At 39.4% G+C, this 15,175-nt stretch carries 11 protein-coding genes; 6 read left to right on the top strand and 5 right to left on the bottom strand.

What is annotated here, in order from left to right; all coding sequences use genetic code 11:
- Nucleotide 1 precedes the first annotated feature (1 nt).
- The 6 genes from murC to H8S90_RS00260 all read left to right on the top strand — a co-directional run bounded on the left by murC (nt 2) and on the right by H8S90_RS00260 (nt 7,391).
- The gene (gene murC, locus H8S90_RS00285; protein ID WP_187340667.1) at nt 2-1,357 is read left to right on the top strand and encodes a UDP-N-acetylmuramate--L-alanine ligase; all 1,356 of its coding nucleotides are present in this window, start codon (nt 2-4) and stop codon (nt 1,355-1,357) included.
- Nucleotides 1,347-2,180 (top strand): cell division protein FtsQ/DivIB, encoded by an 834-nt coding sequence (locus tag H8S90_RS00280; protein WP_187340666.1) that lies wholly within the window; start codon nt 1,347-1,349, stop codon nt 2,178-2,180. Before murC ends, H8S90_RS00280 begins: the two co-directional genes overlap by 11 nt.
- A 2-nt stretch (nt 2,181-2,182) precedes the next feature.
- Nucleotides 2,183-3,517, top strand: a complete 1,335-nt coding sequence (gene ftsA / locus H8S90_RS00275; protein ID WP_187340665.1) for a cell division protein FtsA — start codon at nt 2,183-2,185, stop codon at nt 3,515-3,517.
- 139 nt (nt 3,518-3,656) lie between these two features.
- Nucleotides 3,657-5,387 carry a cell division protein FtsZ gene (ftsZ, locus tag H8S90_RS00270; protein WP_187340664.1) on the top strand — a complete coding sequence of 577 codons (1,731 nt, stop codon included), beginning with the start codon at nt 3,657-3,659 and terminating at the stop codon, nt 5,385-5,387.
- Between the two features lie 326 nt (nt 5,388-5,713).
- Nucleotides 5,714-6,955, top strand: a complete 1,242-nt coding sequence (locus tag H8S90_RS00265; protein ID WP_187340663.1) for an aminotransferase class I/II-fold pyridoxal phosphate-dependent enzyme — start codon at nt 5,714-5,716, stop codon at nt 6,953-6,955.
- Nucleotides 6,956-7,205: 250 nt separating this feature from the next.
- Nucleotides 7,206-7,391 carry a histone H1 gene (locus H8S90_RS00260; RefSeq protein WP_187340662.1) on the top strand — a complete coding sequence of 62 codons (186 nt, stop codon included), beginning with the start codon at nt 7,206-7,208 and terminating at the stop codon, nt 7,389-7,391.
- 261 nt (nt 7,392-7,652) lie between these two features.
- Here H8S90_RS00260 and dapA read toward each other — a convergent pair whose 3' ends face one another.
- From dapA to acnA, 5 genes are all read right to left on the bottom strand, one after another.
- Entirely contained in the window at nt 7,653-8,540 is an 888-nt protein-coding gene (gene dapA, locus H8S90_RS00255) for a 4-hydroxy-tetrahydrodipicolinate synthase (RefSeq protein ID WP_187340661.1), read from the bottom strand.
- A gap of 78 nt (nt 8,541-8,618) precedes the next feature.
- The gene (gene ligA / locus H8S90_RS00250) at nt 8,619-10,637 is read right to left on the bottom strand and encodes an NAD-dependent DNA ligase LigA (protein ID WP_187342852.1); all 2,019 of its coding nucleotides are present in this window, start codon (nt 10,635-10,637) and stop codon (nt 8,619-8,621) included.
- 94 nt (nt 10,638-10,731) lie between these two features.
- Nucleotides 10,732-11,922, bottom strand: a complete 1,191-nt coding sequence (locus H8S90_RS00245; protein ID WP_187340660.1) for a Bcr/CflA family multidrug efflux MFS transporter — start codon at nt 11,920-11,922, stop codon at nt 10,732-10,734.
- Nucleotides 11,923-12,016: 94 nt separating this feature from the next.
- Nucleotides 12,017-12,202 (bottom strand): hypothetical protein, encoded by a 186-nt coding sequence (locus H8S90_RS00240; RefSeq protein ID WP_187340659.1) that lies wholly within the window; start codon nt 12,200-12,202, stop codon nt 12,017-12,019.
- 214 nt (nt 12,203-12,416) lie between these two features.
- Nucleotides 12,417-15,143, bottom strand: coding sequence for an aconitate hydratase AcnA (gene acnA, locus H8S90_RS00235; protein WP_187340658.1), 2,727 nt, complete (start codon nt 15,141-15,143; stop codon nt 12,417-12,419).
- Nucleotides 15,144-15,175: the final 32 nt, after the last annotated feature.

The following is a 15,175-nucleotide window of genomic DNA, read 5'->3' as shown; positions in this document are numbered from 1 at the left end:
CATGATAGTCAACACGAAACAGGTCTTTTTAGTTGGAATAGGCGGCATAGGAATGAGTGCCCTGGCTCGCTATTTTAAACATTTAGGATTGTTGGTATATGGCTATGATAAAGTTGAAACCAGTTTGACAAAAAGCTTAATCAGTGAGGGTATTGAGGTGTTCTATGAAGATCATGTGGATTTATTGCCTGATTCGTTTAGGGAGTTCGACGACCATAATATGGTTGTCTTTACGCCAGCCATTCCAAAAGATTCTTCTATTCTTCAGTTTCTCCAGAAAGTGGGGTATAGGTTGCATAAGCGGTCTGAAGTATTAGGCCTTATCAGTAGAGATCGATTTACAATAGCCGTTGCTGGGACACATGGTAAGACTACAACTAGTAGTTTAATCGCCCATATCTTGACAGACAGCGGTTACGGTTGTTCGGCGTTTTTAGGCGGCATAGCCGCAAATTATAACAGTAACACGCTGTTTGCTCCGAATAATACATTGGTGGTGGAAGCAGATGAGTTTGACCGATCTTTTTTGACTCTCCATCCGAATATAGCCGTCGTTACTTCAGTAGATGCAGATCACCTAGATGTTTATGGAGACGCAGATCATGTAAGAGAATCATTTTTGTTATTTGTTGGTCAAGTAACAACGGAAGGCAAAAGGATTATCAAAAAAGGGCTCTCTCTTCCCAGTGATATTAAGTATAGTATTGATGAAGAAGCCGATGTCCGTGGACTGAATATTCGTGTGCAGGATGGTGTTTTCTATTTTGATTATCTAAGCGATAATTGCATAATACGAGATGTCGCTTTAGGTATGGCTGGGGCACATAATGTAGAAAATGCTGTAGCAGCGATCGCTGTGGCAAAGTGTATGGATATAGCAGACGATCTTATAACGAATGCTTTAGCGAATTTTAAGGGAGTAAAGAGAAGGTTCGAATTTATCGTTAGAAATAGTGAATGTGTGTATATAGATGACTATGCGCATCATCCCGTAGAGTTGAAAGCTTGTTTAAGTGCTGTTAGACATTTATTCCCTGACGATCATATCACCTGTATTTTTCAGCCTCATCTCTTTACAAGGACCAGGGATTTCGTGGATGACTTTGCCGAAGCACTGTCCCTGGCCGATACCTTATTGTTAATGGAGATTTATCCTGCTAGAGAAGAGCCAATAGCTGGAATTGATGCAGATTGGTTGTTATCAAAAGTTACAATAACTAGCAAACTTAAATTGAATGCAGAGGAAGTTTTGACCTATGTGCGAGAGGAAAGGCCAAAAGTAATCATTACGGTAGGCGCAGGAAATATTGATTTATTAGTTGATCCTTTGAAAGCAATATTGACTTATGCTGAATAAAATAAAGCAAATACGATGGCGCAGAGTAGTTTATATACTTGCTTGGGGTGTGAGCCTTATTGGCCTTTCTGTGTTGATGAGTTTCATCAATACGAAGAAGAGTAATATGACTTGTGCTAAAGTTAACGTTATTGTGCCTGGAACACAGGCATTTGTTTCGCAGATGGAGGTTAATAATATAGTAGAAGAAACGGGTGGGGTATTGATTGGACAAACACTCAAAAATATACCCATTCATCGTATAGAGGATGGACTACGTTCAAATCCATTTATAAAAGAAGTAAAAGTGTTCTCCGAGATTGATGGCACGGTCAACGTGAAAATTGAACAACGTGAAGCCATCTTGAGAATAATTAATAATGTGGGCAACGATTTTTACGTTGATGTTGATGGGATGAAGTTTCCAACATCGGCCTTGTATGCGCCACATATAATCGTGGCAAATGGAAATATCGAGGAACGATTTACAGGAGAGCAAGATTCTGTACAAAGTGCATTAGCGGAGGATCTTTACAGCGTAGCCAGTTTTTTGGTGACAGACTCTTTATGGAATAGTCAGATTGAACAACTATATGTCAATGAAGAAAAAGACATTGAGTTGGTACCTAGGGTAGGGGATCAAAAAATAGTGCTCGGTAATGGCGATTCACTACAGACTAAGTTTGATAAGTTACTTGTTTTTTATAAACATGTTGTTCCTAAAGCAGGGTGGGGAACTTATAAAACAGTGAATTTGAAATTTTCAAATCAGTTAGTCTGTGAAAAAGCAGATAGTATCATACAAAGGGAAAAAAATAATAAACAGCATATTAACACGCATTAGACATGGAAAAACGAACTACTAACAGGAAAGATGCTCCAATAGTTGTAGGACTAGATATTGGTACCACAAAGATTTGTGTAACGGTGGGCCGTAGGAGCGAGCACAATAAAATAGAAGTGTTGGGGATTGGCAAGGCAGAATCGTTAGGTGTTAGTCGTGGCGTAGTGGCCAATATTCAAAAAACGGTTACCAGCATTGTTAAGGCTGTTGAAGAAGCCAGTGCACAATCCAATGTGGATGTTAAAGTCGTTAATGTGGGGATTGCAGGTCAACATATAAAAAGCCTACAACATCGGGGAATATTGACCCGTAGAGATGATAATGAAATAGGCCGTAAGGATATTGAGAAGCTTGTAGAGGATATGTACAAACTTGTACTTCCTCCAGGGGAAGAGATTATTCACGTATTGCCACAGGAATTCACTATTGATAATGAGCCAGGTATTAAGGACCCTATAGGTATGGCTGGCCGTAGGATGGAGGCCAATTTCCACATTATTTCAGGTCATGTCAGTGCTGTTAGAAATATTAAACGATGTGTTGAATATGCAAATCTAGAAGCTCAAGAGTTAATATTGGAGCCTTTAGCATCTTCGGAGGCGGTTTTAAGTTCCGAAGAAAAAGATGCAGGGGTCGTGTTAGTTGATATTGGAGGGGGCACAACAGACGTTGCTATTTTCCATGAAGGGATCATTCGTCATACAGCAGTCATACCCTTAGGAGGTAATATTGTTACCGAGGATATTAAACAGGGATGTTCTGTATTGCGGAATCAAGCAGAATTGTTAAAAGTACGGTTTGGATCAGCCTTGGCCGATGAAAATCGAGAAAATGAAATCATATGCGTGCCAGGCTTACGGGGCAGGGAGCACAAAGAGATTTCGGTTAAAAACCTGGCATATATTATTCAAGCGAGGATGGAAGAGATTATCGAACATGTTTATTATGAAATCAAATCGTCGGGGTACGAGCGTAAGCTGATTGGAGGAATCGTTATTACCGGTGGAGGCGCCCAGCTTAAACATCTTGTACAACTGGTGGAATATGTCACTGGGCTCGAATGTCGTATTGGTATGCCTAATGAGCATCTGTCAAAAAATGAGGTGTTGCCAAAAAATGCGTATGATGAACTAAAAAGCCCATTATACGCTACTGGTATAGGTTTATTGATTAAAGGGATTGAATCAGTTGAGTATGAGGAAGTTGAAAATCCTACCAAAAGTCAGCTAGTGAAGGGGATTGCAGAAGAAGGAAAGAAGACTTTCGGCTTTTTGGATAAGATTATTCGCTATATAAGCGACGATAATAAAATTGAAGATACAGATTATATTAAATAAGTTTTCAACACTTCGTTTTTTTTCCACATTATAAACAATTGTGGAAAACATTTGTGGAAAAAGTATTAATATTACCTTGTGAAAATAAGGCAAAGGCAAGATTAGGATACCACTCATTACGAGTAAATTAGGATAAGATATGAAATTTGAAATGCTTAAAGAACAGTCATCTATTATAAAGGTAATAGGTGTTGGCGGAGGTGGTGGCAACGCTGTTAACCACATGTATAGGCAGGGAATTAGCGGTGTGGATTTTATAATTTGCAATACCGATGCTCAAGCATTGGAGTTGAGCCCTATTCCGAATAAAGTACAACTGGGAGCAAGTTTAACAGAGGGTATGGGAGCGGGATCTGATCCTGACGTTGGGGAAAACTCTGCTATTGAGAGTATTGAAGATATTAAGCGTATGTTAGGTGTAAACACGAAGATGTTGTTTATCACTGCTGGTATGGGAGGTGGTACCGGAACAGGTGCTAGTCCGGTTATTGCCAAGGCGGCGAGGGAGATAGGCGTGTTAACTGTTGCTATTGTGACTACACCATTTGCTTTTGAAGGTAAACGGCGTCGTAGTCAAGCTGAGGAAGGACTGTCTGAATTGCGCAAGTATGTAGATTCCTATCTTGTCATTTCCAATGATAGGCTACGAGAGATTTTTGGTAACCTTACCATGAGCTCTGCCTTTGCAAAAGCAGATGATATTTTAACTACAGCAGCAAAGGGCATTGCTGAGATTATTACCATCCCTGGTTATATTAACGTGGATTTCAAAGACGTGCGTACCGTTATGAATGATAGTGGTGTAGCGATTATGGGAAATGCAAAAGCCAGTGGTGATGAGCGTGCGCAAAAAGCAGTCGAAGGTGCTTTGGCGTCTCCTTTGTTGAAAGATAGTGAGATTGAAGGTGCACGTTATATCCTTTTAAACATATCTTCTGGCACACAGGAGGTAACCATGGACGAAATATCCATTATAACAGATTACATACAAGAGCGTGCAGGTTTCACTGCTGAAATTATTTGGGGTAATTGTTTGGATGAATCTTTAGATAAAGATTTATCAGTAACGATTATTGCTACTGGATTCCAAACTACTGAGGAGCGTAAACAGGAAGAAAGTAATAAGCGGATAGCTATTCCACTGGAGGAAGAGAAAGTTCCATTGGTTAGACCAGTAAACCAGATGCTTGAAAAAGAATCGAAAGCAACTCCTACGCAAAATTTAGCAGATAGTACAGCACCTAATGTGCAACCAACAGCTTTGCCTCCAGCTGATTTGTTTAGTGGTTTTAGATCGCCTTCACAACCGATAGAGAATAAGGTGGTGACGCCAAAGAAGGAGGAAATCATTCGCCACACGTTGGTTGAAGAAGAGCCAAGCTCCGAAAAAGATGCTCAGGATACCAATGAATATCAGTTGAAGGTGGCGGAGAGTGAGTTTCTTTTTAGTAGCAGCAACGATAGTCATGCAAACCAGGAAGAGGTAGACAAGGCGGTAGTAGCCAATGAAGAGGATCTTGGCAATGTATCAAAAGCAGCCGAAGTGCAGCAGGAGGATAGCGGATACGATTATCAAAGTTCAAATGCAGCAAAACAAGCGGATGAGCAAAAGACAGATGAAAGCATAGAGGAACAGCTGAGAAAGACTAAAGAGCGGATTCTGAGGCTAAAGGATCTTAGCATGAAACTTCGTTCAACTAACGGGTTACAGGAAATTGAAAATGAACCGGCTTACAGAAGAAAGCAGAAGACACTAGACCAGGTGCCACATTCTTCTGAATCACAGGTGTCTAGGTTTACTCTTTCGTCAGAGGACGGCATTACAGAGATAAGGCCTAATAATTCGTTTCTGCATGATAATGTCGATTAGCGGATATAAGATTTAGTTTTTAGATTATGAGGGCCAGATGGTTTTTGCCATGCTGGCTTTTTTTTGGACTATTATATAGGTAAAAAAGGAAGATTTTATACCCATTTTCAATATGGTTTAATTCAAAGTTGGTATTCATCGCTTGAAACTTTATCTTTGTAAACATTTTTGTATCACCTATTTTTGGGGACGTTGTTCTGCGAGTGTGTAGCAATATGGGGTCAATTTATCTTAGGTCTGGATAAAAACGTTTTTTATAGTACTAGCATAAGCGATATACCAGATATGATGATTGTCTTATTAAATTAAATTAAACGTATTATACTTTGGATTTATTCGATAAAATATCAAAAAATTTGGGGCCTATCGGGCAACACCATAAATGGTCGCATGGGTATTTTTCTTTTCCTAAGCTGGAAGGTGAAATCAATTCACATATGAAGTTTAGGGGGAAAGATCATTTGGTTTGGAGCTTAAATAATTATCTCGGTTTGGCCAATCACCCCGAGGTCAGAGAAACGGACGCGAAAGCTGCCAAGGAGTTTGGTATGGCCTACCCTATGGGAGCAAGAATGATGTCAGGAAACTCAAATCATCATGAAACATTGGAACAGGACTTAGCGACCTTCGTAGGTAAGGAAGATGCTTTTCTTTTGAATTATGGATATCAAGGGATGGTATCGATTATCGATGCTTTGGTGGATAGGAATGATGTGATTGTATATGACGCAGAGTCACATGCATGCATAATTGACGGGGTTCGTTTACATATGGGGAAACGTTTTGTTTATCAACACAATGACATCGATAGTTGTAAGAAACAATTGGAACGGGCGAAAAGGATAATAGAACAAACTGGTGGTGCTATTTTGGTAATAACAGAGGGTGTGTTCGGTATGTCGGGTGCGCAAGGTAAATTAAAGGAAATTAACGAGCTGAAATCTGCTTATAATTTTAGGTTGCTGGTAGATGATGCCCACGGTTTCGGTACTATGGGACCTACAGGCGCAGGAACACATGAAGCGCAAGATTGTATTGATGGAGTAGATATTTATTTTGGTACATTCGCCAAATCTATGGCTGGTATTGGAGCTTTTGTTGCTGCTAATGAAGAAATCGTTACTTATTTACGATACAATATGCGCTCTCAGACCTTTGCAAAGTCTTTACCCATGCCAATGGTGATTGGTCTTATAAAAAGGCTTGAGCTCTTAAAGAATGAGCCGGGTTTGCGGGCTAAATTATGGGAAATTGCTACTTTATTGCAAAAAGGATTGAAAGATCAGGGATTTGATATAGGCCATACAAATACGATGGTCACGCCGGTGTTTCTAAAAGGCGATCTTGCCGAAGCAACAGCGCTTACAATGGATTTGCGTGAGAATTATGGTATCTTCTGTTCTATTGTTGTTTATCCTGTAATCCCCAAAGGCCAAATAGAATTACGATTGATACCTACGGCTACCCATTCTAATGAAGACGTTAAGCGAACTGTGCATGCGTTTTCAGAAGTTTCTGAAAAGTTAAATAATGGATACTATAAAGAACAACAAGTTGTTACCGCTTAATATTATGTAAATATTATATCTTTTTAAAATAAGCGCTATATGGAAAACTTGTTTTGTTAATAGTTGTTTATCAATATGTTGTAGAGTACTTGGGGTTGCTTTACTAATTTTGTTTTAAATGTTTCAAACAGGAGTGGTGAAAATTGTGTTTTTAAGTGTTTAAAAAATTTTTTTTTTCGAAAAAAGATTTTACATTAGCTCTATATACAAAAAATTATTAACTTATTAACAAACAAAAGGAGTATATTCTATGGCAAGTATTGAAAAATTCAACGAGCTAAAAAGTCTAATTGATGGTTTAGACGGAGATGCTGACAAATTCTTTAACAAGGGTAACAGTGCCGCTGGTACTCGTGTGAGAAAGGGTTTGCAAGATGTTAAAAATTTGGCGCAATCTATTCGTTTAGAAATCCAAGAGGCGAAAAATAAGAAATAAGATTTATCAAATCTAAGCAATTATAAAGTCCTAATCATTTATTTGATAGGACTTTTTTTTTAAGAAAACCTCCTGTTCTACATAAATTCATGCTGCTGCAAAAGATAATCGATAAGATATTGACGTAATGAATGGGAAGGCACAGAATGATTAAAAAGAAAGGGTAATCCTTTTGAGATCTATTTACCCTGTTTTGCTAGTTTACTGATTTCCCCATCTCGAAGTGTGTGGAGATAAGGAAATCAGTAAATAAGTATAGGGCTAGTTTTGTGCTGTTAAGTCCTTTACAGCAATTGCAATCTTTTGTTTAGTTTCTTCACTGACCGGCACAAGGGGGAGCCTTACATGATTACCACATATTCCAAGTTCTTTGAGCATCTCCTTGACGCCTGCTGGATTCCCCTCAATAAAACACAGGTCATCTATGTTCAACAGTTCGTAATGTAGTTTTCGAGCTTCTTCATAATGCCATTCGTTGCAGTATTTTACAAGCTTTTGGGTTTGTTTTGGAAAGGCATTTCCAACAACAGTTATGACGCCCACAGCACCTAGCGACATCATGGGAAGTGTTAAGGCATCATCTCCTGAAATGAGGAGGAAACCTTCTGGTTTCTTAGCCATAATTCGAGTAAAATGCTCGAAATTTGCTGATGCTTCCTTCACACCAATGATATTCTTGAAATTAGTTGCTAGGCGTATAATCGTTTCCACGGAGATCATACTTCCCGTCCTTCCCGGGACGTTATATAAAATAATGGGTAAAGTTGTTGCTTGTGCTACAGCTTTGTAGTGTTGATAAATCCCTTCTTGAGTAGGTTTGTTATAATAAGGGCTAACAGATAGTATTGCTTGATAGGCCGGATTATCAAAGGATTTTATTTGGTCCAATAGTTCAGCGGTATTGTTTCCCCCGAAACCTGCAACAAGTGGCACGCGTCCATTAACTTGTTCAGCTGTAAAATCTAATATTTTCTTCTTTTCTTCTTTTGTTAGTGTGGCAACCTCTCCTGTTGTTCCCATACTAACAAGATAGTCCATTCCCCCAGTTATTTGATATTCGATCAAATTTGCTAATCCATCAAAGTCAATACTACCATCATTATTAAATGGTGTAATTAATGCCACTCCGGCACCAAGTAGATTATTCATCTTCTTATTTACGTGTTATATTTATTAATCTATTCTTTTGCGAACACTAAATCTACTACAAAAATGGTAGATTTTTCATCATTTTATCATTTTAATTAATTCATCTTCTGTGATCATTGGTATGTTGAGTTTTTGGGCTTTTGCTAGTTTGGACGGCCCCATCTTGTCACCAGCAACCAGGTAATTTAATTTGGTGCTAATGCTGGTCATGATTTTTCCGCCGTTTGCTAATATTAAGTTCGTTAGCTCCTCGCGACTGTGGTATTCAAAAACTCCAGAAATGATGAATGTTTTTTCTAATAGCTTGTAGCTCTTCAACTGTATTTCTTGTTCAACGATGGAAAACTGCAGTCCTTGCATTTTTAATTCTACCAGTTGCTGTTGATGAAGAGCGCTCGAAAAATAGTCGCTAACGCTTTCGGCGATACGTTTGCCAATTTCGTCGACTTCTGCTATTTCTGTACTGCTTGCCGTGGCAAGAGCATCAATATTTTTAAAGTTTAGGACTAGCTTTCTCGCAATGGTTTCGCCTACGTATCTTATTCCGAGCCCAAATAACACTTTCTCAAAAGGCTTTTCTTTTGATTTCTCTATACCATTTAACATATTGCTGATCGATTTGCTTCCAAATCGTTCTATTTGTTCAAGAATACTTTGATGACGGTGTAAGTTATAAAGATCTCCTATTTGTTTAATTAATCCTTTTTTATACAACACTTCTATAGTTTCGTTGCCAAGGCCTTCAATATCCATGGCTTTTCTGCTAGCAAAATGCTGTATTCTACCGACAATTTGAGGGTGGCACCCTATTTCATTCGGACAATAGTGGACGGCCTCCCCCTCTTTACGAACGAGAATAGTGCCACAGACTGGGCATTTTTCTGGATAGGCTATTTTAACCGCATCAGGCACGCGTTTTGCGGTATTTATTGAAGTAATCTTAGGAATGATTTCACCTCCTTTTTCCACTAGTACCGTATCAAGCTCATGTAGGTTGAGTCGAGCAATTTCATTTGCATTGTGAAGGGTGGCCCGTTTTACCGTTGTTCCAGAAAGTTGTACCGGTTCCAAATTAGCAACAGGAGTAACCGCACCTGTACGGCCCACTTGATAACTGATCGATTTTAAGATAGTCTCAACTTCTTCCGCCTTGTATTTGTAAGAGATAGCCCACCGTGGAGACTTTGCAGTAAAGCCCAATTCATCTTGCTGGGCATAGCTATTTACTTTTAGTACAATACCGTCAATGTCATAACTTAGGTCGTGACGCCCCTGTTCCCAATAAGAAATAAAAGCTAGTGCTTCATGGATATTATTACATAGTTTAGTGTGTTCACAGACATGAAAACCCCATTGTTTCAATGCTTGCATACTTTCCCATTGCGTTTTGAATAATTTGTCGCGATTATCGGCATATAGAAAATATAAAAAACAGTCAAGCGGACGTTTAGCTACTTCTGAAGAATTTTGCAACTTGATAGTTCCTGCAGCAAAATTTCGAGGATTAGCGTAAGGGATTTCGTCATTTTCAACCCGTTCTTTATTTAGACGTTCGAATGCAGCACGGTGCATAAACACTTCTCCTCTGATTTCAAATATATCAGGGTAGCCGGTGCTCCGTAACTTACTCGGAATATTTTTGATTGTTTTTATATTGGCAGTAACATCATCTCCTTGCGTACCATCGCCACGAGTTACTCCTCGTGTGAGTAGCCCGTTTTCATAGGTGAGACTCATCGATAAACCATCAAATTTTAATTCACATACATATTGAAAATCGTCCCCTAACACTTTCCTAACACGTGTGTCAAAATCTTTGAGTTCTTGTTCACTATAGGTGTTACTCAGTGATAGCATAGGCCATTTATGGCGCACTGTGATAAACTGTTTAGTAATATCACCTCCCACTTTTTGGGTAGGGGAGTCGGGGTCTAATAGTTCTGGATACTGTTGCTCAAGTGAAGCGAGTTCCGCTAACCTACTGTCGAAGTCGAAATCTGATATACTAGGTTGCGCCAATACGTAGTATTTGTAATTATGCTCGTTCAGTTCCTTGGTTAACGCTGCAATACGAGCAGCTGCATCTTTTTTAGACATATGCGAAGGTAATAAATTTTCAGTTATCATGGGATGCCCCTGTTTAAATCATAGCGGTTTCGTGCAAGGATATACACAGCAAACGTTAACGAGATCAAGAGCTTTGTTTTACGGGCAGAAACCATAAAATGGAGGCGCTTACCACAGCACATAAAGCCATTACCCCCGTCATTGGTAATCCAGAATCGTTATGGAACAAGCTAACAAGTGCTGAGCTTATTGCACCCATTCCCAGCTGTATGCTCCCTAGCAAAGCAGAGGCGCTGCCCGCTGATTTGTCGAATGGATTTAATGCAGCTGCGGAAGTGTTCGGAAATGTGAAGCCTTGACAACCTAAGAAGATAAAAATTAAGATAATTGTCAACGGAAGGTTGATAGCATGTACCGCAGTTAGGCTGAACAGTGTAATTCCCGTGAGTGCTTGCAGTAATAGGGCTATTTTTGCAATATTAGAACTAGCATGTTTCCTAAGTAGGAAGTTGTTTAGTTGGCTTGTGGTAACTAAAGCGGTAGCAATGACTGCGAATATCCAACCGTACTGTTGTTCTGATACGCCATGTAGCTCCATTAGTACATATGGAGATCCGGCCAGATAGGCGTACAAGCCAGAAGAGGCAATCCCGCCCGCAAATGCGTTGACATAAAATGGCCGTGTTCGGAAAACCTCCCAAAACCCCTTAACTATTGGCTTTGGTTTTAGTGAGAGCTGCTTATTAGGGCCGCGACTTTCGGGTAAAATAAATATGACAGCGAGTAGGATGAGTGTAGTGATCAACGCCAGTAATATAAATATCCCATGCCAATCCCAGTGCTCAATAATAAATCCGCCAATTGTTGGTGCAAGTATAGGAGACACACCTATTACGAGCATTAGAAGCGAGAATACCTTTGCCGTTTCACTTGACGTAAAATAATCCCGCACCATAGCTCTTGCCGCAACCATCCCTGCACAACTGCCGAGCGCCTGTACAAAGCGAAAAATAATCAAGTGATCGGCTGAGTATGTAAGAGCACACGCGATAGAGACGATAATGTAGATGATTAAGCCCGCGATTAAGGGTCTTTTTCGCCCGTATCGATCTAACAACGGTCCATAAATAAGTTGACCTGATGCTACACCAATGAAAAAGCTGGTTAAGGAAAGCTGAATACGTGGCACAGTGGTCTCTAGATCGTCTGCTATTGATTGAAAACCGGGTAGGTACATGTCTATGGAAAGAGGCCCAATGGCTGAAAGTAGACCTAAAATTAATATCGTAAATAAGCGGCTTTTTGTTGTACGCATTGAGGGGGCAAAGGTACTACCTTATTGAGAAGGAAAAATAAGTTTTATGTAAAGATTAACGAATAAGGGGTAGCCCAAACGTGCGGGCTACCTCTTATTCGTTAAATTTGCGCTTTGGCCTTTTGTAGAGTACGGTAGCAATTACGGTTATTAATATTACTCCTATGATTATGTAGGTAATAGCTTTCGGAGTACTATAATGTTCTCCGTCTCCCATATCACTTGCTAGTAATAAATTTGAATAAATCATTGCCACCCACACCATGAATAACTTTTTCATTCCTAATCCCTCCTTGATTTTAATTAAATGTTGTTAAAAAAACACTTTCGTGATTCTTTAGGTTTAGTGTCGATGTAAAACATTAAATATAAGGGAAAATAATGAATATTTCAAATTTTTCCGACGCTATTCTATATTATTCCCGGTTTTTTTAATTTATTTGTTTTTATTTTATTGATGATTTATAGTTTTGTGTTTAATTTTTGTATTAAAATCAATTATTCTCTAAAAAATCTCTAAGCACATAATGTAATATACCTCCATTTTTGTAATACGCTATTTCTATTGCTGAATCGAATCTAGCCTTGGCTTTAAACGTGACTTTTTCTCCATTTTCTCTTTCAGCGGTCACTTCAACTGTTTTATGTGTAGTTAGATCCTCCGCTAAACCCTTTATTGAATATTTCTCATCGCCCTTGAGATTTAAGGAAGCTGCGGATTGATCTGGAAGAAATTCCAATGGCGCAACTCCCATGCCAACTAAATTACTCCTATGTATCCTTTCGAAGCTTTCGGCAATTACTGCTTTTACGCCCAGGAGGCTGGTTCCTTTAGCAGCCCAATCGCGCGAAGAACCACTTCCATATTCTTTGCCAGCCAAGATGATGAGCGGTGTCTCGTTCTTTCTATATCTCTCAGCAGCTTTAAAGATAGATAGTGTTTCATTGTCGGGGAAATAGTTCGTGAAGCCCCCTTCCTTGTCCGCAATTTTATTCTTGATTCTCACATTGGCAAAAGTGCCTCTCATCATGACTTCATGATTGCCCCGCCTTGAACCATATGAGTTAAAGTCTTTTACCTCAACGTTTTTGCTTTTTAGATATTTACCCGCTTCTGTATCTGATTTAAAAGACCCTGCCGGAGAAATGTGATCTGTGGTTACAGAGTCTCCCAAATATAAAAGCACCCGTGCGCTTTCGACGTCTTCGATAGCAGACGGTTTGTTACTAATATCCTTGAAAAAAGGGGCTTCCTGGATATAAGTAGATTCGCTGTTCCATTGATAATCACTTCCCGTAGGGGCTTCAAGATCCTGCCATAGGTCATTACCATCAAATATTACATCGTAAACATTTTTGAAGTCTTCCCGTCTCATCGCAGTGTTGATTACCTCATTGATTTCTGCCTGTGTAGGCCAGATATCTTTTAGGTAAACAGGCTCTCCATTCGGGTCTAAATCTATTGGTTCGTTAAAAATATCTGCATCGATTCTTCCAATTAAAGCATAGACTACTACCAGCATAGGAGAGGCCAAAAAGTTCATTTTGACTTGTGGGTGTACCCTGGCCTCGAAATTTCTATTACCACTTAATATAGATGCTGCAACTAAATCTGTTTTGTCTATTGCCTCAGCAATATGCGGAGGTAGTGGACCGCTATTCCCGATGCAGGAAGTACAGCCATAGCCTACATGATGAAAACGTAATGACTCGAGAGGTTCCAATAGTCCAGATCTCTTGAGATATTCCGTAACCACTTTAGAACCAGGGGCTAAACTCGTTTTCACCCAAGATTTAGTGCGTAAACCGCGTTCCACAGCCTTGCGGGCAACTAAACCCGCTCCAATCATAACTGCCGGATTCGAAGTATTGGTACAACTTGTAATAGCTGCAATGACTATTGAACCATCACTTAATGTATATTCCTGATTGTTATTGATGATTCTGACGGTTCTCAGTTGCCCTTCTTTTATCTCTATTTTTTGAGCATTCGATTCGCTGGGAGGAGTGTATTCGGTCCCCGATCCTCCTTCGGATAACCATGCATTAATTTCTCTATTTTTATAGGGGATATATGCGCGGCTATATTCTTCGTTTAATAGCTTGCCAAATTCACTAAACAAATCTTTTACTAAAATTTTGTCCTGCGGGCGTTTAGGCCCGGCAACCGTTGGTTCTAATGTATTTAAATCTAGCGTTACTATATCTGAGTATTTGATGGATTCTTCATCTGTTCTCCATAGCATATTTTCTTTGCAGTAGGTTTCCACCAGTTCAATATGTTCTTTGGATCGGTTTGTACGTTCCATGTAATCCAACGTTTGGTGGTCTATAGGAAAATAAGTTACCGTACAACCGAATTCGGGAGACATGTTGGATATCGTTGCTCTGTCGGTGACAGTTAAGTGATCAAGCCCCTCACCAAAAACCTCTACAAATTTACCTACTACTCCATAAGCTCTTAATATTTTGGTAATAGCTAGAACCATATCTGTTGCCGTACATCCTTCAGGAATTTTGCCGGTTAAACGTAAACCAATTACCTGAGGACAAGTGAAGTAAATAGGTTGGCCTAACATAGCAGCCTCTGCTTCTATACCACCGACACCCCAACCCAATACACCTATGCCATTTACCATTGGAGTATGCGAATCCGTTCCTACAAGCGTGTCGGGAAAATACCATCCATCTCTATCAACAACACCTTTTGCTAGGTACTCTAGGTTTACTTGATGGCAAATGCCCATACCCGGGGGAACAACCGTGAAGTTCTCAAGTTCGTCCTGTGCCCATTTTAATAATTGATACCGTTCTGAATTTCGTTCATATTCTAATTCAACATTTTTATTGTAGGAGTATTCTGTGCCGAAGTAATCTACCTGAACAGAATGGTCAATAACTAAATCTACCGGTATGGCAGGGTTGATTTTATCGCCGTTTTTGCCTTTCCTAATAACTTCTGCTCTGATAGAAGCAATGTCAACAACCGCAGGTACACCTGTGAAATCCTGCATTAAAACGCGTGCAGGTTTATAGGGAATTTCCTTATCAGCACCCTCAGGATTCCAATTTATCAAAGTGGAAAGATGTTCATCTGTAATAGAAAACCCATCGTGATTGCGCAATACATTTTCTAAAAGTATACGTATGGAAAAAGGCAATTTGTTAATCGATTTACCGTTTGCTTGAAGTTTACCGAGTGAAGCTATTTTTTTGTCCATTTTAGTTTAGTTAAAGTATTTATATATAAATA

Origin of the sequence: Olivibacter sp. SDN3 (assembly GCF_014334135.1) — a bacterium.
Taxonomy (GTDB): domain Bacteria; phylum Bacteroidota; class Bacteroidia; order Sphingobacteriales; family Sphingobacteriaceae; genus Olivibacter.
Note: the sequence above shows the minus strand (reverse complement) of the source record. Positions and strands in the feature narration are given on the sequence as shown.

Bases quoted from the DNA above. Each gene is read 5' to 3' on its own strand.
- murC (WP_187340667.1), top strand. From the start codon at position 2: ATGATAGTCAACACGAAACAGGTCTTTTTAGTTGGAATAGGCGGCATA.
- H8S90_RS00280 (WP_187340666.1), top strand. From the start codon at position 1,347: ATGCTGAATAAAATAAAGCAAATACGATGGCGCAGAGTAGTTTATATA.
- ftsA (WP_187340665.1), top strand. From the start codon at position 2,183: ATGGAAAAACGAACTACTAACAGGAAAGATGCTCCAATAGTTGTAGGA.
- ftsZ (WP_187340664.1), top strand. From the start codon at position 3,657: ATGAAATTTGAAATGCTTAAAGAACAGTCATCTATTATAAAGGTAATA.
- H8S90_RS00260 (WP_187340662.1), top strand. From the start codon at position 7,206: ATGGCAAGTATTGAAAAATTCAACGAGCTAAAAAGTCTAATTGATGGT.
- dapA (WP_187340661.1), bottom strand. From the start codon at position 8,540: ATGAATAATCTACTTGGTGCCGGAGTGGCATTAATTACACCATTTAAT.
- ligA (WP_187342852.1), bottom strand. From the start codon at position 10,637: ATGTCTAAAAAAGATGCAGCTGCTCGTATTGCAGCGTTAACCAAGGAA.
- H8S90_RS00245 (WP_187340660.1), bottom strand. From the start codon at position 11,922: ATGCGTACAACAAAAAGCCGCTTATTTACGATATTAATTTTAGGTCTA.
- H8S90_RS00240 (WP_187340659.1), bottom strand. From the start codon at position 12,202: ATGAAAAAGTTATTCATGGTGTGGGTGGCAATGATTTATTCAAATTTA.
- acnA (WP_187340658.1), bottom strand. From the start codon at position 15,143: ATGGACAAAAAAATAGCTTCACTCGGTAAACTTCAAGCAAACGGTAAA.